The 23,754-nt window shown below is 72.0% G+C and carries 25 protein-coding genes and 1 pseudogene; 16 read left to right on the top strand and 10 right to left on the bottom strand.

What is annotated here, in order from left to right:
- The first annotated feature begins 6 nt into the window (after window positions 1-6).
- Complete coding sequence (locus ABEA43_RS49970; RefSeq protein WP_345573166.1) at window positions 7-423, top strand: CBS domain-containing protein; 417 nt, start codon at window positions 7-9, stop codon at window positions 421-423.
- Window positions 424-432: 9 nt separating this feature from the next.
- Window positions 433-804 carry an MmcQ/YjbR family DNA-binding protein gene (locus ABEA43_RS49975; protein WP_345573167.1) on the top strand — a complete coding sequence of 124 codons (372 nt, stop codon included), beginning with the start codon at window positions 433-435 and terminating at the stop codon, window positions 802-804.
- A 118-nt stretch (window positions 805-922) separates the two neighbouring features.
- Here the strand turns inward: ABEA43_RS49975 and ABEA43_RS49980 are convergent, their stop codons facing one another.
- The gene (locus tag ABEA43_RS49980; protein ID WP_345573168.1) at window positions 923-1,792 is read right to left on the bottom strand and encodes a hypothetical protein; all 870 of its coding nucleotides are present in this window, start codon (window positions 1,790-1,792) and stop codon (window positions 923-925) included.
- 116 nt (window positions 1,793-1,908) lie between these two features.
- Between ABEA43_RS49980 and ABEA43_RS49985 the strand changes: the two genes are divergently transcribed.
- Window positions 1,909-2,271, top strand: a complete 363-nt coding sequence (locus ABEA43_RS49985; RefSeq protein ID WP_345573169.1) for a cupin domain-containing protein — start codon at window positions 1,909-1,911, stop codon at window positions 2,269-2,271.
- A 94-nt stretch (window positions 2,272-2,365) separates the two neighbouring features.
- Here ABEA43_RS49985 and ABEA43_RS49990 read toward each other — a convergent pair whose 3' ends face one another.
- Window positions 2,366-3,229, bottom strand: a complete 864-nt coding sequence (locus ABEA43_RS49990; RefSeq protein WP_345573170.1) for a D-alanyl-D-alanine carboxypeptidase family protein — start codon at window positions 3,227-3,229, stop codon at window positions 2,366-2,368.
- Window positions 3,230-3,330: 101 nt separating this feature from the next.
- On the opposite strand from ABEA43_RS49990, the gene ABEA43_RS49995 reads away from it, so the two are divergent.
- From ABEA43_RS49995 to ptsP, 8 genes are all read left to right on the top strand, one after another.
- Window positions 3,331-4,092 (top strand): DeoR/GlpR family DNA-binding transcription regulator, encoded by a 762-nt coding sequence (locus ABEA43_RS49995; RefSeq protein ID WP_345573171.1) that lies wholly within the window; start codon window positions 3,331-3,333, stop codon window positions 4,090-4,092.
- On the top strand, window positions 4,089-5,066 hold the full coding sequence (gene pfkB / locus ABEA43_RS50000; RefSeq protein ID WP_345573172.1) for a 1-phosphofructokinase: 978 nt from the start codon (window positions 4,089-4,091) through the stop codon (window positions 5,064-5,066). The genes ABEA43_RS49995 and pfkB overlap by 4 nt, the downstream gene beginning before the upstream one ends.
- Window positions 5,067-5,106: 40 nt before the next feature.
- Window positions 5,107-6,291, top strand: coding sequence for a mannitol-specific PTS transporter subunit IIC (gene mtlA / locus ABEA43_RS50005; RefSeq protein ID WP_345573173.1), 1,185 nt, complete (start codon window positions 5,107-5,109; stop codon window positions 6,289-6,291).
- A 3-nt stretch (window positions 6,292-6,294) separates the two neighbouring features.
- A complete protein-coding gene (locus tag ABEA43_RS50010) occupies window positions 6,295-6,603 on the top strand; it encodes a PTS lactose transporter subunit IIB (protein ID WP_345573174.1) in 309 nt (102 codons plus the stop codon).
- A complete protein-coding gene (locus ABEA43_RS50015) occupies window positions 6,596-7,021 on the top strand; it encodes a PTS mannitol transporter subunit IIA (protein ID WP_345573175.1) in 426 nt (141 codons plus the stop codon). The genes ABEA43_RS50010 and ABEA43_RS50015 overlap by 8 nt, the downstream gene beginning before the upstream one ends.
- Window positions 7,018-8,022, top strand: a complete 1,005-nt coding sequence (locus ABEA43_RS50020) for a zinc-dependent dehydrogenase (protein WP_345573176.1) — start codon at window positions 7,018-7,020, stop codon at window positions 8,020-8,022. The genes ABEA43_RS50015 and ABEA43_RS50020 overlap by 4 nt, the downstream gene beginning before the upstream one ends.
- A gap of 120 nt (window positions 8,023-8,142) precedes the next feature.
- Window positions 8,143-8,424 (top strand): HPr family phosphocarrier protein, encoded by a 282-nt coding sequence (locus tag ABEA43_RS50025; protein WP_345573177.1) that lies wholly within the window; start codon window positions 8,143-8,145, stop codon window positions 8,422-8,424.
- Window positions 8,417-10,210 carry a phosphoenolpyruvate--protein phosphotransferase gene (ptsP, locus tag ABEA43_RS50030; protein WP_345573178.1) on the top strand — a complete coding sequence of 598 codons (1,794 nt, stop codon included), beginning with the start codon at window positions 8,417-8,419 and terminating at the stop codon, window positions 10,208-10,210. The genes ABEA43_RS50025 and ptsP overlap by 8 nt, the downstream gene beginning before the upstream one ends.
- 4 nt (window positions 10,211-10,214) lie before the next feature.
- Here the strand turns inward: ptsP and ABEA43_RS50035 are convergent, their stop codons facing one another.
- Window positions 10,215-10,493, bottom strand: coding sequence for a hypothetical protein (locus ABEA43_RS50035; protein WP_345573179.1), 279 nt, complete (start codon window positions 10,491-10,493; stop codon window positions 10,215-10,217).
- A 66-nt stretch (window positions 10,494-10,559) separates the two neighbouring features.
- Between ABEA43_RS50035 and ABEA43_RS50040 the strand changes: the two genes are divergently transcribed.
- The gene (locus tag ABEA43_RS50040) at window positions 10,560-11,045 is read left to right on the top strand and encodes a hypothetical protein (RefSeq protein ID WP_345573180.1); all 486 of its coding nucleotides are present in this window, start codon (window positions 10,560-10,562) and stop codon (window positions 11,043-11,045) included.
- Between the two features lie 4 nt (window positions 11,046-11,049).
- Here ABEA43_RS50040 and ABEA43_RS50045 read toward each other — a convergent pair whose 3' ends face one another.
- The 4 genes from ABEA43_RS50045 to ABEA43_RS50060 form a co-directional block, all read right to left on the bottom strand.
- The gene (locus ABEA43_RS50045; protein WP_345573181.1) at window positions 11,050-13,074 is read right to left on the bottom strand and encodes a hypothetical protein; all 2,025 of its coding nucleotides are present in this window, start codon (window positions 13,072-13,074) and stop codon (window positions 11,050-11,052) included.
- Window positions 13,075-13,254: 180 nt separating this feature from the next.
- Entirely contained in the window at window positions 13,255-15,756 is a 2,502-nt protein-coding gene (locus ABEA43_RS50050) for an ATP-dependent Clp protease ATP-binding subunit (RefSeq protein ID WP_345573182.1), read from the bottom strand.
- Between the two features lie 104 nt (window positions 15,757-15,860).
- Window positions 15,861-16,895, bottom strand: a complete 1,035-nt coding sequence (locus ABEA43_RS50055) for an aldo/keto reductase (RefSeq protein WP_345573183.1) — start codon at window positions 16,893-16,895, stop codon at window positions 15,861-15,863.
- Between the two features lie 4 nt (window positions 16,896-16,899).
- Entirely contained in the window at window positions 16,900-17,541 is a 642-nt protein-coding gene (locus tag ABEA43_RS50060) for an SDR family oxidoreductase (RefSeq protein ID WP_345573184.1), read from the bottom strand.
- Between the two features lie 24 nt (window positions 17,542-17,565).
- Here ABEA43_RS50060 and ABEA43_RS50065 point away from each other — a divergent pair, with 24 nt between their 5' ends.
- Together ABEA43_RS50065 and gndA are read left to right on the top strand one after the other, a co-directional pair.
- Window positions 17,566-18,258 carry an HAD family hydrolase gene (locus tag ABEA43_RS50065; protein ID WP_345573185.1) on the top strand — a complete coding sequence of 231 codons (693 nt, stop codon included), beginning with the start codon at window positions 17,566-17,568 and terminating at the stop codon, window positions 18,256-18,258.
- A gap of 63 nt (window positions 18,259-18,321) precedes the next feature.
- On the top strand, window positions 18,322-19,746 hold the full coding sequence (gndA, locus tag ABEA43_RS50070) for an NADP-dependent phosphogluconate dehydrogenase (RefSeq protein WP_345573186.1): 1,425 nt from the start codon (window positions 18,322-18,324) through the stop codon (window positions 19,744-19,746).
- Between the two features lie 13 nt (window positions 19,747-19,759).
- On the opposite strand, the gene ABEA43_RS50075 is transcribed toward gndA, so the two are convergent.
- Window positions 19,760-20,530 (bottom strand): acyl-CoA thioesterase domain-containing protein, encoded by a 771-nt coding sequence (locus tag ABEA43_RS50075; RefSeq protein WP_345573187.1) that lies wholly within the window; start codon window positions 20,528-20,530, stop codon window positions 19,760-19,762.
- A 4-nt stretch (window positions 20,531-20,534) separates the two neighbouring features.
- Window positions 20,535-21,479, bottom strand: a complete 945-nt coding sequence (locus ABEA43_RS50080) for a helix-turn-helix transcriptional regulator (RefSeq protein ID WP_345573188.1) — start codon at window positions 21,477-21,479, stop codon at window positions 20,535-20,537.
- Between the two features lie 51 nt (window positions 21,480-21,530).
- On the opposite strand from ABEA43_RS50080, the gene ABEA43_RS50085 reads away from it, so the two are divergent.
- Window positions 21,531-22,616, top strand: a complete 1,086-nt coding sequence (locus tag ABEA43_RS50085; RefSeq protein WP_345573189.1) for an epoxide hydrolase family protein — start codon at window positions 21,531-21,533, stop codon at window positions 22,614-22,616.
- Between the two features lies 1 nt (window position 22,617).
- On the opposite strand, the gene ABEA43_RS50090 is transcribed toward ABEA43_RS50085, so the two are convergent.
- A complete protein-coding gene (locus ABEA43_RS50090; protein ID WP_345573190.1) occupies window positions 22,618-22,968 on the bottom strand; it encodes a VOC family protein in 351 nt (116 codons plus the stop codon).
- Between the two features lie 202 nt (window positions 22,969-23,170).
- On the opposite strand from ABEA43_RS50090, the pseudogene ABEA43_RS50095 reads away from it, so the two are divergent.
- Window positions 23,171-23,754, top strand: a pseudogene (locus tag ABEA43_RS50095) (hypothetical protein); the annotation flags it as partial.

Here is a 23,754-nt window from a genome sequence, read left to right on the forward strand (position 1 = left end):
GACCCCATGGCGAAGACCGTGGCAGATGTGATGACGTCCCACCCGGCGACGGTCGAGGCCGAGCAGCCGGTGTCCGTCGCCGCGGCGCTGATGCGCGACAACGACGCGGGCGCCGTGATCGTCAACGACAACGGCCGGATGCAGGGCATCATCACCGACCGTGACATCGCCACGCGCGTGGTGGCCGACGACAAGGGCCCGGAGACTCCGGTACGCGAGGCGTGCAGCTCCTCCGTCGAGGCGATCGGCCCGGACACCAGCATCGACCAGGCCGTGCAGCTCATGCGCTCGCACGCCGTGCGCCGCCTGCCGGTGGTCGAGGACGGCCGCGCCGTCGGCATCGTCAGCCTCGGCGACCTGGCCGTCGAACGCGACCCGAACTCGGCGCTCGCCGACATTTCGGCCGCGGAGGGCAACCGCTAACGTGGCCTTGTGGTCACAGTCGACGATGTACGGCGGCTTGCGCGCACCCTTCCGCGCTCGTCGGAGCACCTGATCAGGGACCGGATCAAATTCCGCGTAGGCAAGATCGTCTATGTGGCGTTCTCGCACGACGAGACGCTGATGGGATTCGGGTTCCCCAAGGAGGAGCGGGTGGCGCTGGTCGAGGCCGAGCCCGAGAAGTTCATGATGCCGACGCGGGAGTCCGACCTGCGCTTCCACTGGGTCGTGGCGCGCCTGGCCGCGGTCGACGAGCCGGAGATGCGCGAGCTGGTGCTGGACGCGTGGCGGATGTGCGTGCCGAAGAAGGTGCGCCTGGAGCAGCAACTCGCCGCCGAACGCGGCCTGACCCGCGGCGCCTGACCCGCCCGCCGGGCCTTCCGCCCGCTCGGCTCTCGCACTCTGGGGCTTCCGCCCGCTCAGCGCTCTCGCTCCGGGCCTTCCATCCGCTCGGCCCGCACGCCGGGGCCTTTCCGCCCGGTCAGGTGAGGCGGTCGACGCCCAGGGCGCTGATCAGCAGGCGCTCCTTGCGGTTGCCGAGCAGGCGGGCCGTCCAGTCGACGAACCCGCCGTCGCCCAGCTCCAGCCCGTTGCCGTTGATCTTGAAGCACAGGCCGGAGTAGTAGCCGCGGCCGCTCTGCCGGTCCGGGTCCCGGGCGGCGTCCAGCGCCTCGGCGGCGCGCTCGAAGCGTTCGTCCAGGACCGTGACCTGGACCTGCGGGTCCGTCACCCCGCAGGCGCGGACGGCGGCGGTCAGGACGGCCAGGTGCTCGGCCACGTGCTGCCGTTCGAAGGCCAGGTCGCCGGTGTCGCGCCCGGCGGTGACGAGGCCGAACAGCGTGAAGTGGGCGAAGGTGGCGGCGCCTTCGACCCGCTGGGCGCGTACGACGCGTTGCAGGGTCGCCAGGCGTACCGGAGCGGGGCCGGGCGCGGCGCGGCGGCGCAGCGCGGCCTCCAAGGCGAGCCCGTTGGTGGGGTCGGCGGCGACCTCGCTGTTCCTGATGGTGGAGACGACCTTGTTCTGGTCGACCGGGCCCAGCGCCGTGTGGGCGCCGAGCGGCGCGACCGGGGCCAGGGTGATCAGCTCGACGTCCGCGGGGACCGCCGAGAGCACCGCGTCCTCCGCCCGACGCAGCCGCTTGAAGGGCACCTGGGCGGGGGCGACGAAGCGGTCGTGGCCGTAGCGGCGCAGGACGTCGGCCGGCGACAGCGCCTGGGCGCGCCGGCGCATCACCTCCAGCAGGAGCGTGGTCAGGTCGGCGCCGGGCAGCCGCTCGGCCAGCACGTCCAGGATCTCCGGCCCGCCCGCCTGCCGGAGGACCCGGTCCAGTGCGCTTGTTCCATCCGCCATCTCTTACGACTATCACGATCATGGCGAATCGCAACCCAATAAAGAGGTATTTGCCCAGCTAAACCCCACCCCAGGAAGAGGTCCGGGTAAGACTGGAGTGACGGGAGGGGGACGTCATGATCGAAGTCAAGAGCATCGACAAGCCGGACGAGCGGCGGGACTTCCCGAGAGGGCATCTGGAGGTGTGCAACCTCAGCGGCCTGACCTTCGGCGTCGCCACGTTCGAGCCGGGATGGCGCTGGTCGGAGTCGGTCAAGCCGATCGTCGGGACCGAGTCGTGCCAGGTCCACCACAACGGGTTCGTCGCGGCGGGCCGGCTGCGGCTGCGGATGGACGACGGCACCGAGGCCGAGGCCGGGCCCGGCGAGGTGTTCGTGTGCCCGCCCGGGCACGACGCCTGGGTGGTCGGGGACGAGCAGGCCGTCGTGTACGACTTCGCGGGCGGGGCCGCCGACTACGCCAAGGCCAAGCCGTCCTGACGCGGCTTTCGCCCGCGTTCAAGCCCGTGTCCGAGCCTGAGCCCGCGTTCAAGCCCGTACTCAGGCCCGCGTCCGAGCGGCCGTTCGCAGGGTTTCAGGACACGCTGCGGTAGAGGTCTCTCGTCAAGGTGGTGACGCGCTTGACCGAGCCGCTCCACGTGCCGCCGACCGGATGGGCGGTCAGCACGGCCAGGATGAACCGGTCGCCCTTGCCGGCCAGCCCCGTCGTGTGCAGCACGGGCCGGCCGTAGTCGGGCACGCCCGAGCCGGTGACGCGCTGCGCGACCCAGGAGATGGGCGCGCTGGCCGCCTTGGCGTCGCACCTGATCGGCGGCGTGGTGCCGAACCCCGACCAGCCCTGCTTGACCGCCCACGGCTTGGGGACCGCGTCGGGGATGCCGAAGGTCTGGTCGAAGCCGTCGGTCCCGCACGGCGTGGACTGCCGCAGGTGCCCCAGGATCGTGTCCCTGACCTTGGCGTCGGCCCTGTCGAGCAGGTAGCGGTAGGTGCGCACGATGTCGTACGCGCTGAGCGAGGTGTAGCCCCAGAAGCCCGGCTTGGAGGCGGGCGGCGGCGTCGTGTCGGACAGCCCGAGCTTGCGTGCCGTCCTGACGATGATCTGCCCCTTGCCGCCCCGGTTCCAGAACGCCGAGGCCGCGTCGTCGTCGCTGGAGCGCAGCATGACCTTCAGCAGGCCCGCGTCGGCGGCGGGCACGCTCTTGCGCCGCTCCAGGTAGTCGATCGCGATGAGGATCTTCACGACCGAGGCCGAGCGGTATTTCCTGTGCGCGTTCCTGACGGCCACGAACGAGCCCGCCTGCCGGTCGAACACCACCCACGCGGCCGTGGTGCCCGCGGGCACCTTGGGTGACTTCGCGCTGGCGGCGTGAGCCGGCCCAGCGAGCATGAGGACAAGGGGCGCGGCTACCGCCGCGGCGGCCAGAGGCTTGATTCGCACCCGCTATAACTACCAGATTCGGCCCACAGACTCTTGACCAGCCAACGAAAACGGGTATAAACACAGATGAAACCAACCCGAAACGGCGGTGAACCAACATCATGTACGCCGAGGAGCGGCAGCAGGAGATCCTGCGGAGGGCGCGGGACGCGGGCCGCGTCGACGTGGTGACGCTGGCGGCCGAGCTCGACGTGACCACCGAGACCATCCGCCGCGACCTCACCCTGCTGGAGCGGGCGGGCGTGCTGCGCCGGGTTCACGGGGGCGCGATCCCCGTGGAGCGGCTGGGGTTCGAGCCCGCGCTGGCCACCCGCGACGAGGTCATGACGGCCGAGAAGGAACGCATCGCCAAGGCCGCGCTCGCCGAGCTGCCCGAGGACGGCTCAGTGATCATCGACGCGGGCACCACCACGGGCCGCCTGGTCCAGGTGCTGCCCGCCGACCGCGAGCTCACCGTCGTGGTCAACTCCCCGCCCCTGGCCACCGCGCTGGCCTCCCGGGCCAACCTGCACGTGATCATGCTCGGCGGCCGGGTGCGCGGCAAGACGCTCGCCACGGTGGACGACTGGGCGCTGCGCCCGCTGGCCTGCCTGAACGTGGACGTGGCCTTCATGGCGACCAACGGCTGCTCGCTCACGCGGGGGCTGACCACGCCCGACCCGGCGGAGGCGGCGATCAAGCGGGCCATGGTCAAGGCCGCGCAGCGCAGCGTGCTGCTGGCCGACCACACGAAGTTCACCAACACGTACCTGGCCACGTTCGCCGAGCTGAGCCAGATCGACGTCGTGATCACCGACACCGGGCTGGACCTGATGCTGGCCGCCGACCTGGCGGCGGCGGGCCCGGAGGTGATCAGGGCATGATCCTCACCCTGACGCTCAACCCCAGCCTCGACCGCACCATCGAGATCGCCGCACTCGACAGGGGCGCGGTCATCCGCGCCGCCACCGCCCACCTCGACCCCGGCGGCAAGGGCGTGAACGTCTCGCGCGCCCTGCTGGCCAACGGCGTCGCCGCGCTGGCGGTGGTGCCGTTCGGCGGCGACGAGGGCCGGCAGCTCGTCCGCCTGCTCGCCGCGGAGGGGCTGGACATGATCACCGTGCCGGTGGCGGGCAGGACCAGGTCGAACGTCACGCTCGCCGAGCCCGACGGCACCATCACCAAGATCAACGAACCCGGCACCGCCCTGTCCCCCGGGGAGCTCGACACGATCGCCGACGCCGTGCTGGCCGCGGCCCACTCCGACGACCGGGGCGCCGACTGGGTGGTCGCGTCCGGCAGCCTGCCGCCCGAGGTGCCGGAGGACGTCTACGCCCGGCTGTGCCGCAGGTTCGCGGGCGCGGGCATCCAGGTCGCGGTGGACACCAGCGGCCCCGCGCTCTCCTGCGCGCTCGGCGCCGGTCCCGCCCTGGTCAAGCCGAACCTCGAAGAGCTGTCCGGCGCCACGGGGCTGCGCATCCGCTGCCTCGGCGACGTGGTGGAGGCCGCGGCCAAGCTGCGGGCCTCGGGCGCGCGCACGGTGCTGGCCAGCCTGGGCGCCGACGGCGCCGTCCTCGTCGAGGAGGACGGCGTCTGGTACGGCGAGGCCGCGGTGACCGAGCCGCGCAGCTCCGTCGGAGCGGGCGACGCCATGCTGGCCGGTTTCCTGGCCGGCGGCGGGCACGGCCCCGAAGCTCTCGCGCGCGCCCTGGCCTGGGGCGCCGCCGCGGTCGGCCTGCCCGGCAGCCGGATGCCCGCTCCGGGTGACATCGACGAGGGCGGCGTCACCGTCCATCCGCCCGACCCCGCCAGGCTCCTGACCTCCCCGGCCCCTCCTGCCCCCGTTCCACTCCCCTAACGGCTGATCAACTGCTCATCCCCCCGAAGGAGCACGTCCCATGGCCGACACTTACACACCCAGGGTCACCGGCACCGGTGTCAAGGCCACCATCCAGCGCATCGGCGGCCATCTGGCCGGCATGATCATGCCGAACATCGGCGCGTTCATCGCCTGGGGCCTCATCACCGCCCTCTTCATCCCGACCGGCTGGCTGCCGAACGAGACGCTCGCGAAGATGGTCAGCCCGATCATCTCGATGCTGCTGCCGATCCTCATCGCCTACACCGGCGGCCGGATGGTGCACGGGCAGCGCGGCGCGGTCGTCGGCGCGGTGGCGGTGATGGGCGTCGTGGTAGGCACGGACGCCCCGATGTTCCTCGGCGCGATGATCATCGGCCCCCTCACCGCCTTGATCCTGAAATATGTGGACAAGTTCACGGAGGAGCGGACCAAGGCCGGCTTCGAGATGCTGGTGGACAACTTCACCGCCGGCATCGTGGGCGGCGCGATGGCCGTCGTCGGGATGCTGGGCATCGGCCCGATCGTGGAGACCGTGACCTCGGCCGCGGGCAACGCGGTGAGCTGGCTGATCACGAACAACCTGCTGCCCGTGGCGTCCGTGCTGATCGAGCCGGCCAAGGTGCTGTTCCTGAACAACGCCATCAACCACGGCGTGCTCGGCCCGCTCGGCGTCGCCGAGGCAGCGGAGCAGGGCAAGTCGATCCTGTTCATGCTGGAGTCGAACCCGGGTCCCGGGCTCGGGCTGCTGGTGGCGTACCTGCTGTTCGGGCCGCGCGAGCTGCGGCCCAGCACCCCCGCCGCGATGATCATCCACTTCTTCGGCGGGATCCACGAGATCTACTTCCCCTACGTGCTGATGAAGCCGCGCCTCATCCTGGCCGTCATCGCGGGCGGCGCGGCCGGGGTCTTCACCTTCATGATCACCGGTGCCGGACTGGTCGCCACCCCGTCGCCCGGCAGCATCTTCGCCTACCTCGCGGTCACCCCGAAGGGCGGCTGGCTCAGCTCCGCGCTGGGCATCCTGGTGGCCACCGCCGTGACCTTCGCGGTCGCCGCCATCCTGCTCGGCTTCGGCAGGGGCGAGAAGAAGGAAGAACCCGTCGGCCGGGACGAATCCGCCGCCGGCTCCACCAGCGCGTCCGCCGGCCCCGCTGACGCTGACGCGCCTACCGGCGGATCCGTTCACGGGTCCGCCACCGAACCCGCCGCCAAGGAGGCCTGAGCCATGCCCAGCATCGACAGCAAGGACATCCACAAGATCATCGTGGCGTGCGACGCCGGGATGGGCAGCAGCGTGATGCTCGCCTCCCAGCTGCGCAAGCAGCTCAAGGAGACCGGCGTCAGCGTCGAGCACACCCCGGTGAACTCCATCCCCGACGACGCCGACGTGGTCCTGTGCCACGCCGGGCTCGCCGCCAGGGCCAGGGCCGCCGCCCCCGGGAAGGTGCTGGTGTCGTTCCAGGTCTTCCTCGGGGACCCGGCGGTGACCCGGCTGGTGTCCACGATCAAGAACGGCGGCACGGTCGATGCGTGACGACCTGCTCGACCCGCGGGCGGTCCTGCTGAACGAGAGCGCCTCCGACCGCACCGCGGCCATCCGCCGGTGCGGGCGGGCGCTGGTCGAGGTGGGGGCGGTCGCGGAGCCGTACATCGAGGCCATGCTCGAACGTGAGCGGACGATCTCCACGTACGTGGGCGAGGGTGTGGCCATCCCGCACGGCACGAACGCCTCCAAAGACGACATCAAGCGCGACGCGATCTGCGTGGTGCGCTTCCCCGGCGGCGTGGATTGGGACGGCGAGCAGGTGACGCTGTGTGTCGGCATCGCGGCCAGGGCGGACGGGCACGTGCCGCTGCTGGCGGCGCTGGCCGACATCCTGCTCGACCCCGACCGCGCGAGGACGCTGCGCGAGGCCACGGAGGTCTCGCAGGTACTGAAGGAGCTCATGTGAAGGTCGCCAGATTCCATGCCCCGGGCGACATCAGGATCGAGGACGCGCCCGAGCCCGTCGCCGGGCCGGGCGAGCTGAAGATCCGGGTACGCAACTGCTCGACGTGCGGCACGGACGCCAAGATCCTGAAGTTCGGCCACCACCACATCAGGCCGCCGCGGGTGATGGGCCACGAGATCGCCGGCGAGGTCGTGGACACGGGCGCGCGCGTCCAGGTGATCGCCGCGATCCCGTGCGGAACGTGCCAGGAGTGCGTGCGCGGCCGGCAGACGGTCTGCCCGAACCAGGAGTCGATGGGCTATCACTACGACGGCGGCTTCGCCGAGTACCTGATCGTCCCCGCGAAGGTGCTCGCCGTGGACGGCGTCAACACCATCCCGGACGGCGTCGGTTTCGCGGAGGCGTCGGTGGCCGAGCCGCTCGCGTGCGTGCTGAACGGCCAGTCGCTGGCGGGCGTCGGTCCGGGCGACGACGTGGTGGTGATGGGCGCGGGCCCGATCGGGTGCCTGCACGTACGCCTGGCACGGGCGCGCGGTGCCGCGCGGGTCTTCCTCGTGGACGTCAACGCGCAGCGGCTGGCGATGGCCGCCGAGCTGGTGGGCCCGGACGCGGCCATCGACTCCGACCCGGTCGAGCAGGTGCTCAAGCTGACCGGAGGCAGGGGCGCGGACGTGGTGATCACCGCGGCGGCCTCTGGGGCGGCGCAGGAGCAGGCGGTGCGGATGGCGGCCAGGCAGGGGCGGATCAGCTTCTTCGGCGGGCTGCCCAAGGACGATCCGACCATCGCGCTCGACTCCAACCTGGTGCATTACCGGGAGCTGACCATCGTCGGCGCGAACGGCTCCAGCCCGGCGCACAACGCGGAGGCGCTGCGGCTGGTGTCCGAGGGTGCCGTCGTGGTGGCGGACCTGATCACCCACCGGCTGCCGCTGTCCCAGGTGCTCGACGGGATCGATCTCGTCAGCAGGGGCGCGGCCATCAAGGTCACGATCGAGCCCTGAGAATTCGAACGCTGACAAGTACCGGGCTGCCCGCGCAATCGGGCCCCAGGAATCGGATGCTGCGAAATCGGGCACTGAGGAATCGAGCACTGAGCAATCAGTGCTGATAGGAGGCGTGTCATGGCACAGCGAACGGTCGCCGTGGCCTCGGCCAGCGGGCTGCACGCCCGGCCGGCCAAGCTGTTCGTACAGGCGGCGGTCCGGCTGGGGGTGCCGGTGACGGTGCGGCTGGGCGAGAAGGCGGTCCCGGCCAAGAGCATGCTCGGGGTGCTGTCGCTGGGGGCGGTGCACGGCACCGAGGTGACGCTGGAAGCGAACGGGCCGGGGGCGGAGGAGGCTCTGGACACGCTGGTGGCGCTGCTGTCGCGCGACCTGGACGCGGAAGAGGCCCTCGATGCCTGACCCCGCCACCCCTGACGGCACCCCAGGCAGCGCCTCCCCCGGCGCGTCCCCCGGCGATTCGTCCCGAACCGGCACCCCGCCAGACGGCGCCACCGCGAGCGGCGCACCCGGTGGTGGCGCACCCGGTGGGGGTGTCTCACGTGACGGCGGCATCCGTCCTGACAGCGGCCCCTGGGCGGATGCCGTTGAGCGGCTCACCGGGCTGGGCGTCAGCCGCGGCCGTGCGGCGGGGCCGCTGCTCCGGATGGCCCCGCCACCGGTGCTGCCCGCGCCCCGCCAGGTCACCGACCCGGCGGCCGCGGCGGCCACCGTCGCCAAGGCCCTGGAGACGGTGACCGCCGACCTGAACCGGCGCGCCGCCACCGCCCGCGACGCCGGGAGCGCCGGGGGCGCCGAGGCGGCGGAGATCCTCGAGGCGCTGGCGATGATGGCCGACGACCCGATACTGCGCGAGGAGGCCGAGCGGCGGGCGCGGGACGGCATGGACGCCGCCCACGCCCTGGACGCGGCCTTCACCGGGCACCGGGACGAGCTCGCCGCGCTCGGCGGCTACGTCGCCGAGCGGGCCGCCGACCTGGACGACCTCAAGCACCGGGCGGTCGCGTTCGCGCTGGACCTGCCGATGCCGGGCCTGCCCTCCCCCGGCCACCCGTACGTGCTGGCCGCCGCGGACCTCTCACCCGCCGACACCGCGGGCCTGGGACCCGACGTGCTCGCGCTGGTCACCGAGCGGGGCGGCCCGACGAGCCACACCGCCATCCTGGCCCGGGGCCGCGGCCTGCCCGCCGTGGTGGCCTGCGCGGGCGTCATGTCCGTCCCCGACGGCACGGTCGTCGGCGTGGACGGCGGCACCGGCGAGATCACCGTCGGTCTCACCGAGGAGGCGGTAGCCGAGGTCAGGGAGGGCGACCGCGCGGAGCGGGCCAGGCTGGCCGCGAGCACGGGCCCGGGCAGGACCGCCGACGGCCATCCGGTCAAGCTGCTGCTCAACATCGGCTCGGCCAAGGATCTGCGGCCGGGTGCGGAGGGGGTCGGGCTGTTCAGGACGGAGTTCCTGTTCCTCGACCGTACGCGGGCGCCGTCGTTCGAGGAGCAGGTGAGCGCGTACGCCGAGGTGTTCGAGCAGGCGGAGAGCGTGATCGTGCGCACGCTGGACGCGGGCACCGACAAGCCGCTGCCCTTCCTCGGCCTGCCCGAGGAGGCGAACCCGGCGCTCGGCATACGCGGGCTGCGGGTGGACCGGCTGCTGCCCGGCGTACTGGACACCCAGCTCGACGCGATCGCCGAGGCGGCCCGCGCGACGGGCCGGCAGGCGTGGGTGATGGCGCCCATGGTCACCACCGTGGCGGAGGCCACCGCCTTCGCCCGCCGCGCCAGGGCCAGGGGCATCGCCAGAGTCGGCGCCATGGTCGAGGTCCCGGCGGCGGCGCTGCGGGCGGGGCGGCTGCTGCGGGAGGTGGACTTCCTCAGCATCGGCACGAACGACCTGGCCCAGTACACCTTCGCCGCCGACCGTCAGCACTCCGCCCTGGCCGACCTCCTGGATCCGCGCCAGCCCGCGCTGCTGGAGCTGATCGCGCTGTGCGCGCAGGCGGGCCGGCAGGCGGGCAAGCCGGTCGGCGTGTGCGGGGAGGCGGCGGGCGATCCCCTGCTCGCGCCCGTGCTGGCCGGGCTGGGCGTGACGAGCCTGTCCATGGCGCCCGGGTGCGTCCCCGCCGTGCGGGACGCCCTCGCCGGGCTGACGCTGGCGGAGTGCGAGCACTTGGCCCGGACGGCCATGGAGTGACGGGTCAGGCGTCCCTGGCCTCGCCCGGTGACACCTCACGCGGCGTGCCGCGCAGCTCCGCCTCAAGGGTGGCGAGGACGTCCCTCGCCACCGCCCGCACGCGGGCGCGGTGCCCCGTCAGCTCCCTGGCGAAGCCCTGGGCGGTGCGCCCGACCCAGATGGCCTGGCCGGTGAACTGCTGGTAGGCGGGATCGAGTGCCGTCTCCAGCCGGTCCAGGTGCGACCTGGCCTCGGCGACGGCCTGCTGCAATTCCGCATGGCGCGGATTCGGTACGGGAGCCATCGTCTTTCCTAGGAGAATTCGCGGAACAGCTTGCCCGACCGTTCGGACATTACGAGACTTGTCGGGATGCTGGTCTGTCTTCGGAGGAAATTGATGGCAATTCCGGCATGGCGCACATATGCGGTATCCCTCATCGCGCTTTTCACGCTGACCGGATGTGGGGGGCCGGCCGCTCCCCAGGTTCCGACGGCCGCCGAGGCCGGGGAGACGCTCAAGGATCACATCACGCGCACGCTCACCGGGGCCCAGGCCAAGGACGTCGAGGTCACGGACGCGGGCGGCAAGGACGTCCCCTGCGGCGACGGCAAGGTCAAACGCACTTACGCCGCCACAGGAAAGGAGAGCATCGGATCTCCGGACTCGGGCATCTTGACGCTTTCCTTGATCGGCGCGCTGGACAAAGTGGCCGAATACGATCTGACGGCCGCGAATGCCAGCGACACGCAGCAGGAGGTCGTCAACAAGGATCTCCATCTCCGCCTCGTGCTCGCCTCACCCGCGCGGGGTCAGATGCTGGTGAAGGGCGAAACGGAGTGCCTTCCGGCGAAATGAGCGATCAGCCGAACCCCGACCTCTCGGCGCTCATGGCCTTGTCGCGCGCCCCCCGGAAGACGACGTCCAGCGCTTCGACCGCCTCCCCGAGCTTGGACGAGTCGGTCCCGCCCGAGCCGTTGGCGATCAGCCAGTTGTTGAGGTTGCGCATCGCCGGCCGGTCCTGAGCGATCTTCTCGAACGGCAGCAGCCGCCCGTTCTCGTCGCTGATCGGCGGATTGTTGAACCGCTCGTCCCCGGCCGGCACCTTGGGCTTGAACCCGTTGGCCATCAGCATGTCCGCCAGCCACCGCTCCTTCGCCAGCGTGGCCTGCGTGCTGCGGTCGCCGAGCGCGTCCAGCCGGGTCTCGCCGATCTCGGTCAGCGAGTTCAGCCCCTCGCTCCCCATCGCGCTCAGCACCAGCCACAGCGCCTGCCCCTGCAGCGGCACGCCGATCCCCGCCGCGTTGGCGAGGAACCCGAGATAGGCCAGTTGCCCCTCCCGGAACTCCTTGTCCTGTTGGTCGAGTTTGCCCTGCACCGACCGCTCGGCCGCGAACTGCATCCCGGCCGCGTAGCCCAGCGCCGCCATGGCCCGCTGCAGGTGCTCGATGCCCCGCCCGCCGTCGGCCTGTGCGGCCTCCCGCACGAGGCGGTCGGACAACGCGCCCATGCCGGCGGCGAACGGCTTGAGGTTCTCCGGCGTGTTCGCGAACAGCTTGACGAACGCATACGTGTCCTCCGGTGACAGCCGGAAGGACGGATTCATCCCCGCCACGTTCGAGCTGACGGGACCGAACTGGCTGCCCTGCGTGCGGTTGGCGTCGCCGAGGTTCGCCCCCTCGGTGATCTCCGTCGCGTAGGCGCCGGCGATCTCCGCCAGGTGCCACTTGGTGGGCTCCTGCAGGCGCATGCTGGCCGGCAGCTGGGGATCCTCCAGATCCGGCAGCGCCCGCATCAGGTCGAAGGCGAACGTGGCCGCCTCCGGCGAGTGGGCGCCGTCCTTCTCGTCGTAGGCCCCGGCCGCTGCGGCCAGCATCCGCCCGAACGCGCTCGCCGCGTCCGGCGCGTGATCGTCCGACGTCAAGGAGGTCCTGGTCCGCCAGTGCAGATCACGCAGCAGCTGGGACAGCGGGACGCCGCCCTTGGTCGCCGCCGCGATCGCCAGCCGGGCGGCGGCCGGGTTGTTGCCCAGCGCGTCCAGGTAACCCGCCATGTCCTGGCCCTGGAGCCGGGGGTGACGGGGACCGGTGGGATCCAGCGCGTGCTTCTTCACCACCTCGGCGAGCCAGGCGGGCGGGAAGTCGCCGGCCCTGAGCAGGTAGCCGAGCGACTCGTCGCCCACGTGCCCGGTCTCCCGCGCGAGCTCCCGCTTGAGCCTGGCGAAGCCGGGCACGTCCGTGCCCGTGAGCACCGCCGCGTCGGTGTCGCGGGAGCGCGTGACGACGTCCCCGCTGCGGACCGCCGTGCCGAACGCGCGGCTGACCACGTCGATCGCCGCGTCGGAGTCGCGCATCCCCCGCTTGAGCTTGCCGGCGATGCCGCGGGTCCCGTCGGCGCCGAGCCGGGCGAAGAAGGCGGCGGTGAAGTCAGGGGCGTCGCGGTGGGCGTCCAGCTCGGCGATGAGCGCGGCGAGCGCGTCGTTGTCCGGCTTGTTCCCGACCACGCCGAAGCTCGACTTCGCGTCCTTGAACCTGTCGGCCAGTGCCGCGCCCTGCCGCCTGGCCTCGCCGGCCGGCAGCAGCCGGGACTCGTCGAACGGCAGCAGCCCGGTACGCCAGGGCATCAGCGCGTTCGCCGACCTGGCGACCTGGAGGCGGCGGCGCAGGTCGGGAAGCCGCCCGTCCAGCCACAGCAGGGTGGCGGCGAGCGGCTGCAGGCCGGAGACCGGCAGCCGGGCGCGCTCCAGGAGCCGGCGCAGCGCCTCGGCCTCCTGGCCGATCCGGTCCGCGCCGGTCTTGAAGGTGGTGATGAACGGGTCCATGAGCTCGGGATCGAGCCCGCTGTAGTCGGGCGACAGCGGGCCCGTGCCCGGCGGCGTCTTTCCCACGATCGCCTCCCGCCTGTTGGCAGCCGCCCTCAGGGTAGAGGGGGACGCCCGGATCCGCAGGCAGGACGGCGGGTTCGGAATCGGATCAGGCACCCGAAATCGGATCACGCGGCCGGCAGCGGATCAGGCAGCCGGCACCGGATCAGGCGGCCGGCTCCAGATCGGCCTGCCCGCTCCGGATCAGGCGGCCGGCTCCGGATCGTGCGCCCTGAGCATGAGCCGGTCGTCCGCCACGTCGATCGTGACCTTGCCGCCCTCGCGGACCTCGCCCGTCAGCAGCATCGTGGACAGCCGGTTGTCCACCTCCCGCTGCACCGTGCGGCGCAGCGGCCTGGCCCCGAACTCGGGCTGGTAGCCGCGCGCCGCCAGCCAGTCCTTGGCGCCGTCCGTGACCTCCAGCGCGACGCCCTGGCCGCGCAGCCGCTGCCGGGTGCGCTCCAGCAGCAGGTCCACGATCTGGCGGAGCTGCTCGCGCTCCAGCCGCTTGAAGATGATCGTCTCGTCGATGCGGTTGAGCAGCTCGGGCCGCAGCGAGTGGCGCAGCAGGTCCATGAGCCGGTCTTCGAGCTCCGGGCTGTCGCCCTCGGAGTCCAGGATGAGCTGGGCGCCGATGTTGCTGGTCATGATGACGATCGTGTTGGTGAAGTCGACCGTGCGGCCCTGGCCGTCGGTGAGGCGGCCGTCGTCGAGCATCTGCAGCAGGATGTTCATGACGTCGGGGTGGGCCTTCTCGATCTCGTCCAGGAGGATGACGCCGTGCGGGCGGCGGCGTACGGCCTCGGTGAGCTGACCGGCCTCCTCGTACCCGACATATCCGGGCGGCGCGCCGATCAGGCGCGAGACCGTGTGCCGCTCCTGGAACTCGCTCATGTCGATGCGCACCATGTGGTCCTCGCCGCCGAACAGCGCGGCGGCCAGCGCCCTGGCCAGCTCCGTCTTGCCGACGCCGGTCGGGCCGAGGAACAGGAAGCTGCCGATCGGGCGGTTCGGGTCCGACAGGCCGGCCCTGGCCCTGCGTACCGCCTCGGCGATGGCGATCACGGCCTCGTCCTGGCCGATCACGCGCTCGTGCAGGTGCTCTTCGAGGCGCATGAGACGCTCGCGCTCCTGCTCGGTGAGCTGCGTGACGGGGATGCCGGTGCGGCGGGAGACGATCTGGGCGATGTCCTCGACCATGACCTGGGGCACGGTGTCCTGGCCGTGTCTGGCGCGCCCCACCTCCGGCCGCATCTTGTCGATCTGCGTGGTCAGGTCCTTGGCGCGGTCGTAGTCCTCGGCGGCGACGGCCTGGTCCTTCTCCCTGCGCAGCGCGTCGAGCCGCTCCTCCAGCTCGCGCACGTCGGCGGCGGGGGTGCTGGAGCGCAGGCGTACCCTGGCGGCCGCCTGGTCCATGAGGTCGATGGCCTTGTCGGGCAGGAACCGGTCGGAGATGTAGCGGTCCGACAGGTTCGCGGCCGCGTCCAGGGCCTCGTCGGTGATGCGGACCTGGTGGTGGGCCTCGTACGCGTCCCGGAGCCCGCGCAGGATCTCGACCGTCTCCTCGACGCTGGGCTCGGCGATCAGGATGGGCTGGAGCCGGCGTTCGAGCGCGGCGTCCTTCTCGATGTTCTTGCGGTACTCGTCGATCGTGGTGGCGGCGATGACGTGCAGCTCGCCGCGGGCCAGGGCGGGCTTGAGGATGTTGGCGGCGTCCATGCCGCCCTCGGCCGAGCCCGCGCCGATCAAGGTGTGGACCTCGTCGATGAAGACGATGGTCTCGTCGGCGTGCGCGCGCACCTCGTCGATGACCTTCTTGATGCGCTCCTCGAACTCGCCTCGGTACTTCGACCCGGCCACCATCCCGGTCAGGTCCAGGGCGATCACCCGCCGGTCCTTGAGCGTGTCGGGCACGCTGCCGTTCACGATGCGCTGGGCGATGCCCTCGACGATGGCGGTCTTGCCGACGCCCGGCTCGCCGATGAGGCACGGGTTGTTCTTGGTACGGCGCGAGAGCACCTCGATGCACTGCTCGATCTCGTCCTCGCGGCCGACGACGGGGTCGATCCTGCCCTGCCGGGCCTCCTCCGTGAGGTCGCGGCCGTACTCGTCGAGTGCCGGCGTGTCCCCGGAGCCGGTGCGGCCGTCGCCCGCCCGCGCCGCGCCGGACATGAGCGCCTCCTGCAGGTCCTCCGCCGAGACGCCCAGCCCCCGCAGGAGGCGGGCGGCGCCGGAGTCGCGGTTGGCGGCGATCGCGAGCAGCAGGTGCTCAGGCCCGATGTACGACGACTGCATCGCGCGCGAGATGCGCTGGGCGTCCAGTACGGCCCGTTTGGCCGCCGGGGAGAGCGTCGCCGGCGGCTCGCCGGCCTCGCCCCGCCCGGTCTGCTCGCCGATGTGGTCGTGCAGCCGGCCGGGGTCCACGCCCGCCGCGCGCAGCAGGGACTGGACGGCGTCGTCGCCGGTCAGCGCGTCGAGGATGTCGATCACGTCCAGGTCCTGCGCGCCGCGCCGGCCGGCCGACTCCATGGCTCTGCTGAGCACCTGCTTGGCCGAGTCGCTGAGCAGCCGGCTCACGTCCACCCGCTGCACGCCGGGCCGGGACGGCGGCCAGCCCTCCATGCCGCCGAACACCCGGCCCGTGAGCTCCTCGAATCCGCTGAACGGATCCCCGCCAAAGAACGACCTGAACGGCATGTCCGACATCGCTACGTCCCCTCTTAAACGCTCAGGGGACATTTAGCCGCGCATGCCGCATGTCATAGCCAGCAATCGGCAAAGCATCCGGCCAGTACCCGTTCAGTGTCCGGTCAGGGGCGTCTGCGCAGGCTCGCCTCGGCCAGCTCCGGCGGCTGCCAGCCCGCGTCGGCCGCGTTCAGCGTGACGCCGGGCGCGACGATCTCGTCGATCCTGTCGAGGACGTCGTCGGACAGGCGCACCTCGGCGGCGCTGAGCTGGCTGTCCAGGTGCTCCATGGTGCGCGGCCCGATGATGGCCGAGGTCACCGCCCGATGCCTGATCGTGAACGCCAGCGACAGCTCGATCAGCGTGATCCCGGCCTCCTCGGCCAGCACCGCGAGCTGCTCGGCGGCGTCCAGCTTGCGCTGGTTGCCCTCCAGCGCCAGGTCGTAGCGCTGAGGCAGCATGGCCGACCTGCGGGTCTCGGGCTGGTCCTGGCCCTTGCGGTAGCGGCCGGTCAGCCAGCCGCCGGCGAGCGGGCTCCAGACGATGACGCCCATGCCGTACTTCTCGGCCGTGGGCAGCACGTCGGCCTCGATGCCGCGCACGAGCGGCGAGTAGGGGGGCTGCTCGCACACGAACCGCTCCAGCGAGCGCCGCTCCGACGCCCACTGCGCCTCCACCATGAGGTGCGCGGGGAAGGTGGAGCTGCCGATGTAGCGGACCTTGCCCTGACGTACGAGGTCGGTGAGGGCGCCGAGGGTCTCGTCGATGTCGGTGGCCGGGTCGGGCCGGTGGATCTGGTAGAGGTCGATCCAGTCGGTGCCGAGGCGGCGCAGGCTGTTCTCGACGGCCTGGAAGATCCAGCGGCGGGAGTTGCCCCGCTCGTTGGGGCCCTGGCCCATGGGCTGGTGGCACTTGGTGGCCAGCACCACCTCGTCACGCTTGCCGGACTTGGCCAGCGCCTGGCCGACGAACTCCTCCGACTGCCCCTGCGAGTAGACGTCGGCGGTGTCGATGAAGTTGACGCCCGAGTCGAGCGCCCGGTCGATGATCCGGGCCGACTCCTCGGGATCCGATTCGCCCCACCAGCCGAACATCATCGCGCCGAGGCAGAGGGGGCTGACTTTGAGACCGGTACGTCCAAGTACGCGATATTCCGTCACGACCTCACTCTGTCGCAACGAGGGCGGAGATGGGGGTGTCGCCGGAGACGAGTTCGAGCGTCTGCCCGATGGTGCCCGGATTCGCCAGCAGCGCCACGATGACGGCGGCCACGTCGTCGCGCGGCACCGCCCCCGGCTGCACCTCGGGGGCCAGCCGCACCAGCCCCGTGCCGGGCTCGTCGGTCAGGCGTCCCGGCCGCAGGACGGTCCAGTCGAGGTCGCGGGCGCGCAGGTCGTCCTCGGCCTCGGTCTTGGCCTTGATGTAGGCGGCCCAGACGTCGTCGCCGTCCGCACGCGGCGGCTTGCCCGCGCCCATGGAGGAGATCTGGACGAAGCGCCGCACACCGGCCCGCTCGGCCGCGTCCGCGAGCAGCACGGAGGCGCCCCGGTCGACCGTGTCCTTGCGAGCAGCGCCGCTGCCCGGCCCCGCGCCGGCCGCGAAGACCACGGCGTCGGCGCCGCGCAGCAGCTCCGCCACCTCCTCGGTGCTCGCCCGCTCCAGGTCGCACACCACGGCCTCGGCCCCGGTGGCCTCGACGTCGGCGACGTGGGCGGGGTTGCGCACCAGCCCGGCCGCGCCCGAACCGAGGCGTTCCTCCAGGCGAAGTGCGATCTGCCCGTGCCCACCCGCGATGATGATCCGCATAGTGGTTCATGGTGTCATGGACCCATGTACGAGTTCCCGCAGGCTCCCGCCCCGGCGTTTCTGTTCGACCTGGACGGCACCCTGATCGACAGCGTCTATCAGCACGTCGTGGCGTGGCGGCAGGCGTTGTCCTCCATGGGGATCGACCTGTCGGTGTGGCGCATCCACCGGCGCATCGGCATGAGCGGCGGGCTGTTCGTCAGCGCGCTGCTGCGCGAGACCGGGCTGCAGCTGACGCGCGAGCAGATCGACCGGTTGCAGACCGTCCACGCGGAGGCGTACGAGGAGCAGGTCCATTCCGTCAAGCCGCTGCCCGGCGCGCCGGAGCTGCTGTCGGAGCTCACCGAGCGCGGCGTGCCGTGGGCCATCGCGACCAGCGGTTACGCCCGCACCGCGCGGCTCGCGCTCGGCATGCTGGGCCTGCCCGATGACACGCCGATGGTCACCCGCGACATGGTGCGCAGGGCCAAGCCGGACCCCGACCTGTTCCTGGCCGGGGCGGCGCTGGTCAAGGTGGACCCGGCGCATGCCATGGTGGTGGGCGACAGCGTCTGGGACCTGCTCGCCGCCCGCCGGGCCGGCTCGCTGGGCATCGGCCTGCTGTCCGGCGGGTACGGCAGGGACGAGCTCGAACGCGCCGGGGCCTTCAGGGTCTACGCCGATCCGGCCGACATGCTCGACCGGCTCGACGAGCTCGGCGTGCGGCAGACTGACTGAACCAGGAATATCCCGCCGAACCTCCGGGCTGGATCATGCGTATTTCCCCACAAAGGAGCTGAAATGGACTTGGCAGACATCGGCGTCACCGGCCTGGCCACCATGGGGCGCAACCTGGCCCGCAACCTGGCCAGGCACGGCTACGCGGTGGCCGTGCACAATCGTTCGCACGCCCGTACCCAGCAGCTGGTCAAGGAGTTCGGCCAGGAGGGGACGTTCGTGCCGTCCGAGGAGCTGGCCGCGTTCGTGGCCTCGCTCAAGCGGCCACGGCGAGCGATCATCATGGTGAAGGCGGGCGCGGGCACCGACGCGGTGATCGACCAGCTCGCCGACCTGATGGAGCCGGGCGACATGATCGTCGACGGCGGCAACGCGCACTTCGCCGACACCAGGCGGCGCGAGGCCGCGCTGCGCGAGCGAGGCCTGCACTTCGTGGGCACCGGCATCTCGGGCGGCGAGGAGGGCGCGCTCAACGGCCCGAGCATCATGCCGGGCGGGTCGAAGGAGTCGTGGGAGGCGCTCGGCCCGATCCTGCAGGACATCTCGGCCAAGGTGGACGGGGTGCCGTGCGCGGTGCACGTGGGCCCCGACGGTGCCGGGCATTTCGTGAAGATGGTGCACAACGGCATCGAATACTCGGACATGCAGCTCATCGCCGAGTCCTACGACCTGCTGCGCCAGGCCCTGGGGGCTTCGCCGGCCGAGCTGGCCGAGGTGTTCAGGGAGTGGAACCGCGGGGAGCTCGACTCGTACCTGATCGAGATCACCGCCGAGGTGCTGGACCAGGTGGACGCGGCGACGGGCAAGCCGTTCGTGGACATCGTGGTGGACCAGGCCGAGCAGAAGGGCACCGGCCGCTGGACCGTGCAGAGCGCGCTCGACCTGGGCGTGCCCGTGACGGGCATCGCCGAGGCGACCTTCGCCCGCGCGCTGTCGGGGCACCCGGAGCAGCGCGCCGCCGCGGCCTCGCTGCAGGGCCCGAACCTGAGCGGGGTCGGCGGCCGCGAGCTCGTCGAGGACGTCCGGCAGGCCCTCTACGCCTCCAAGATCGTCGCGTACGCGCAGGGCTTCGACCAGATGGCCGCCGCCTCGAAGGAGTACGGCTGGGACCTGGACCTGGGCGCCATGGCCACCATCTGGCGTGGCGGGTGCATCATCAGGGCCAAGTTCCTCGACCGGATCCGGTCGGCCTACGACGCGAACCCCGGGCTGCCGACGCTGCTGGCCGACCCGACGTTCGCGGCCGCGCTGGACGCCGCGCAGGAGGCGTGGCGGCGGGTGGTGACCACGGCCGTGCGCATCGGCGTGCCGACGCCGGGCTTCTCCTCGGCGCTGGCCTACTACGACGGGCTGCGTCGCGAGCGGCTGCCCGCCGCGCTGGTGCAGGGGCTGCGCGACTTCTTCGGCGCGCACACCTACCTCCGCGTGGACCGCGAGGGCGCCTTCCACACGGACTGGTCGGGCGACCGCACCGAGCGCCCCGCCTGACGCCGGCGGCCGGTCAGCCCATCGAGGGGTTGGCGATCGCCGTCACCAGGCAGAAGCCGATCGGTCCCGCGGTGTCGTGCAGGGTGACCTGCCCTGTCGCGACACCGCCGGTGCCGGCGTGCCCGGTGGCCTCGACGCCGATGAGGTCGCCCTCGGGGAGCCTGGCCAGGGTCAGCGTGTAGTCGGCGTTGATGTAGTGCAGGCCGGTGGTGGCGACGTTGCTCAGCGGGCTGGCGAAGTCGGCGGCCAGCGCGGTCCGTACGAACGGGGACAGCGGCTCGTCGTCCACCAGCGGGTACGTCTCGCGCAGCCACACTCTCCCGGGCCCCGGCTCGCCCCAGCCGGTCAGCCGCCACAGGTCGAACGGCGGGCGCCAGCCGGCCGGCTCGACCGGCGGCCCGTCGGGCGGCGGCACGTCCCACGGCGGCGTGACAAGCGTCTGCTCGCGGGCGGGCTGCTCGCTCGTCCGCAGCAGGACCGCGCTGGCCCGCCCGATCACGCCCTGGGCGGTGGAGATCGTCGCGTCGGCCACCCTGATCCGGCGCCCGTCCCTGACGAGGGACGTCTCGACCGTCACGGGCAGCATCGGGCTGTTGCGGAACAGATCCACCGTGAGCCGGGCGAAGTGCAGCCCCGGCTGGGCGTGCTCCGCCTCGATCGCGCGCGCGGCCAGCCCGCCCAGCAGGCGGCCGTGCAGCATGTCGGGGGACCAGGGACCGCGGGCGTGCGGTGCGGGCACCAGCTCGCCCTGCTTCTGCGTGAAAAATGCTGACGTCGACGACACAGAATCAGATTCTAGAGGAGAGCAGGCGCCGCCCGAGAACGTGGAGGCGATCTCTCAGCTCCGGCGGTTCGAGCACCTCGAAATCGACGTCGAGGAAGGCCACGACGACGGCCATGAGGTGCAGGTCGTCGCCGCGCAGGGTGAGCACGCAGCGGTCGTCGCCGTCGGGCTCGACCGTGCCCGCGGTCCTGCCCGCGATCCGCGCGGCCGGGGCGTGCACGAGGAAGCGGCCCTCGACCGGCCACATCTCGTGCGCCAGGCCGTTCTGGACCCAGGCGGCGACGTCGGGCTCCGGCGGCTCGCGCGGGACGAAACGGGGGCCGTTGGGGGTGCGCAGGCGGATCCGGTCGGCGCGATAGGTCCGCCAGGCGGCGCGTTCGACGTCCCAGCCGACGAGGTACCAGCGGTTGCCCTTGGTGACCAGGCTGTGCGGCTCCGCCTTCCGCTCCGCGCTGCGCCCCTGGTGGTCGGTGTAGTCGAAGCGGAGCTGCTCGCGGTCGCGGCAGGCGGCGGCCGCGCGGGTCAGCACGTCGGCGTCCACCGTGGGTCCTTCGCGGTTGATGCGGACGGTGTGGGTCTGCAACGTGTTCACCCGGCTGCGCAGGTGGGCGGGCAGGACCTGTTCGAGCTTGGCCAGGGCGCGCAGCGAGGTCTCCTCGATGCCGGTCACCGTGCCGTTCGCGGCGGTGCGCAGGCCGACCGCGACCGCCACGGCCTCGTCGTCGTCGAGCAGCAGCGGCGGCAGCTCGGCGCCTCTGCCCAGCCGGTAGCCGCCGGAGACGCCGGGCGTGGAGTGGACCGGGTAGCCGAGGCTGCGCAGCCGGTCGATGTCGCGGCGCACCGTCCTGGGCGCGACGCCGAGCCGGTCGGCCAGGTCGGCGCTGGGCCAGTCGCGCCTGGTCTGCAGGAGGAACAGCAGGCGCAGGAGTCTCGCTGAGGTGTCCAGCACGTCCCCCATTGTGGCCTGATTCTGACCGCATTGCCGCCTAGCGTTTCCTGCATGGACGAATTCGTCATCGACATAGCCCAGGACCGGCTCGACGACCTGCGCGAACGGCTGGAGCGCAGCCGCTGGCCCGATGCGCTCGACGGGGTCGGCTGGTCGTACGGGGTGCCGCCGGAGGCGGTGCGGGAGCTGGTGGCGTACTGGTGCGAGGGCTACTCCTGGCGCGCGCACGAGGCGAGGCTGAACGCGCTGCCGCAGTACACGACCGAGATCGACGGCCAGCTGGTGCACTTCGCGCACGTGCGCTCGCCCAGGCGGGACGCGCTGCCGTTGCTGATGACGCACGGTTGGCCCAGCTCGTTCGCGGACTTCTCGCGCGTCGCCGGGCCGCTGAGCCGCGACTTCCACCTGGTCATCCCGTCCGTTCCCGGCTTCGCCTTCTCCGGCCCGGCCACGGAGCCCGGCTGGGGCGTGCGGCGGGTCGCCGCCGCCTGGGCCGAGCTGATGGACCGGCTCGGCTATCCCCGGTACGGCGTGCAGGGCGGCGACCTCGGCGCCCTGGTCTCCCCGGCGGTCGCCAGGCTGGCGCCCGACCGGGTGGTGGGCGTGCACGTGAACGCGCTCACCGCGTTCGTGACCGACGACATGGCGGGGCTGACGGAGGCGGAGGTGGCGCGGGCGCGCGGGGTGGAGCGGTGGCGGCGGGACTTCTCCGGGTACGCCGCCATCCAGGGCACCAGGCCGCAGACCCTCGCCTACGCCCTGGCCGACTCCCCTGCCGGGCTGCTCGCCTGGACCCTGGACGCGTTCGCCTCGTGGGGTCAGGACGTCGGCGGGGTGCCGCGCGACGACCTCCTCACCAACGTGGCTGTCTACTGGCTGACCGGGACGGCCGGCTCCTCGGCCCGCATCTACCGGGAGAGCGGCGCGGACTGGGAGCCGCCGTCGTCCCCGGGGACGACGCCCACGGGCGTGGCCGTCTTCCCCGGGGACAGCACAGTGCGCCGGTACGCCTCTCAGGCGCACAACGTCGTGCACTGGTCGGAGTTCGCGCACGGCGGCCACTACGCCGCGCTGCAGGCTCCGACGCTGCTGGTGGAGGACATCAGAACCTTCTTCGCGAAGCTCCCTTCGACCTGACTTATCCGGCCATGAGACAGAAGGGATGGCCCTCAGGGTCGAGCAACACGGTCCAGTCGCCGCCGCCCGGCTGGAAGTCGGGCACGGTGGCGCCGAGCGCGGTCAGCTCCTGCTTGGCGGCCTCGACGTCGGAGACCTTGAACTCGAGGTGCAGGTGCTTGCCGTCGGCCGGCCAGCCGGGTCCCTGGTAACCGTCGACCCGCTGGAAGGAGACCGGCACGGGGCCGCCTTCGAGCCCGGCGAAGTCGGCGTCGCCGCCGGTGCTCTGCCAGCCGGTGGCCTTGGCGTAGAAGGCGGCCAGGGCGGTGGGGTCGGCGCAGTCGATGACTATGGAGGAAAGCGTGGTTGTCATGCGTCCCAGCGTGGCTGTGGCGGGGCCGCCCGGTCTTGAACATCCTTGCAGCCACCGTCCGACCGACGACCGCCCCGGTTTGCCGCGCCACCGGCGTAGACCGCCCCGGTTTGTCGTACCACCGGTGTAGACCACCGCGGATTGTCGTACCTCTGGCGTAGACCACCGCGGATTGTCGTACCTCCGGCGTAACGTTCGGCGGGTGCGTCACTCCAAGCTGCTCGGTGCCGGGCCGGGGTTCTCCCTCGACGCGGTGACCTGCGTCGACGACCACCGTGGCTGGTCCCCCACGGAGGTGAGCTCCTGCCACCGCGTGGTGCTGGTGCGCAGGGGGACGTTCCGGCGGATGACCGACGGACGGGCCGCCGTCGCCGACCCCACGATGGCCTACCTGGGGCTGCCCGGCCAGGAGGAACATTTCGCCCATCCGGCGGGCGGCGACGTGTGCACCTCGCTGTCCTTGTCCCCCGAGCTGTGGCGCACGCTCGCGGGCGACGACACCCACCTGACGCGTCCGACCCTCTACGTGGACGCCCCTCTCGACCTGGCCCACCGGCGTTTCCTGCGGGCCGCACGGGACGGTGACACGACCTTCGGGCTGACCGAGTGCCTGCTCTCGCTCATCGCCACCGCCCTCCGCCAGGTCGCCCACACCCCCACCCCAGCCACGAGCCGCACCCGCACCCGCACCCGCACCCGCGTGACCAATCCCGCGTCCACACCAGCCATCAACCCCGGCCGCACTCAGGTCACCAACCCTGCCCCCGCCCCGGTCATCAACCCCGC

It is taken from the genome of Nonomuraea rosea (assembly GCF_039539705.1).
Classification (GTDB): domain Bacteria; phylum Actinomycetota; class Actinomycetes; order Streptosporangiales; family Streptosporangiaceae; genus Nonomuraea; species Nonomuraea rosea.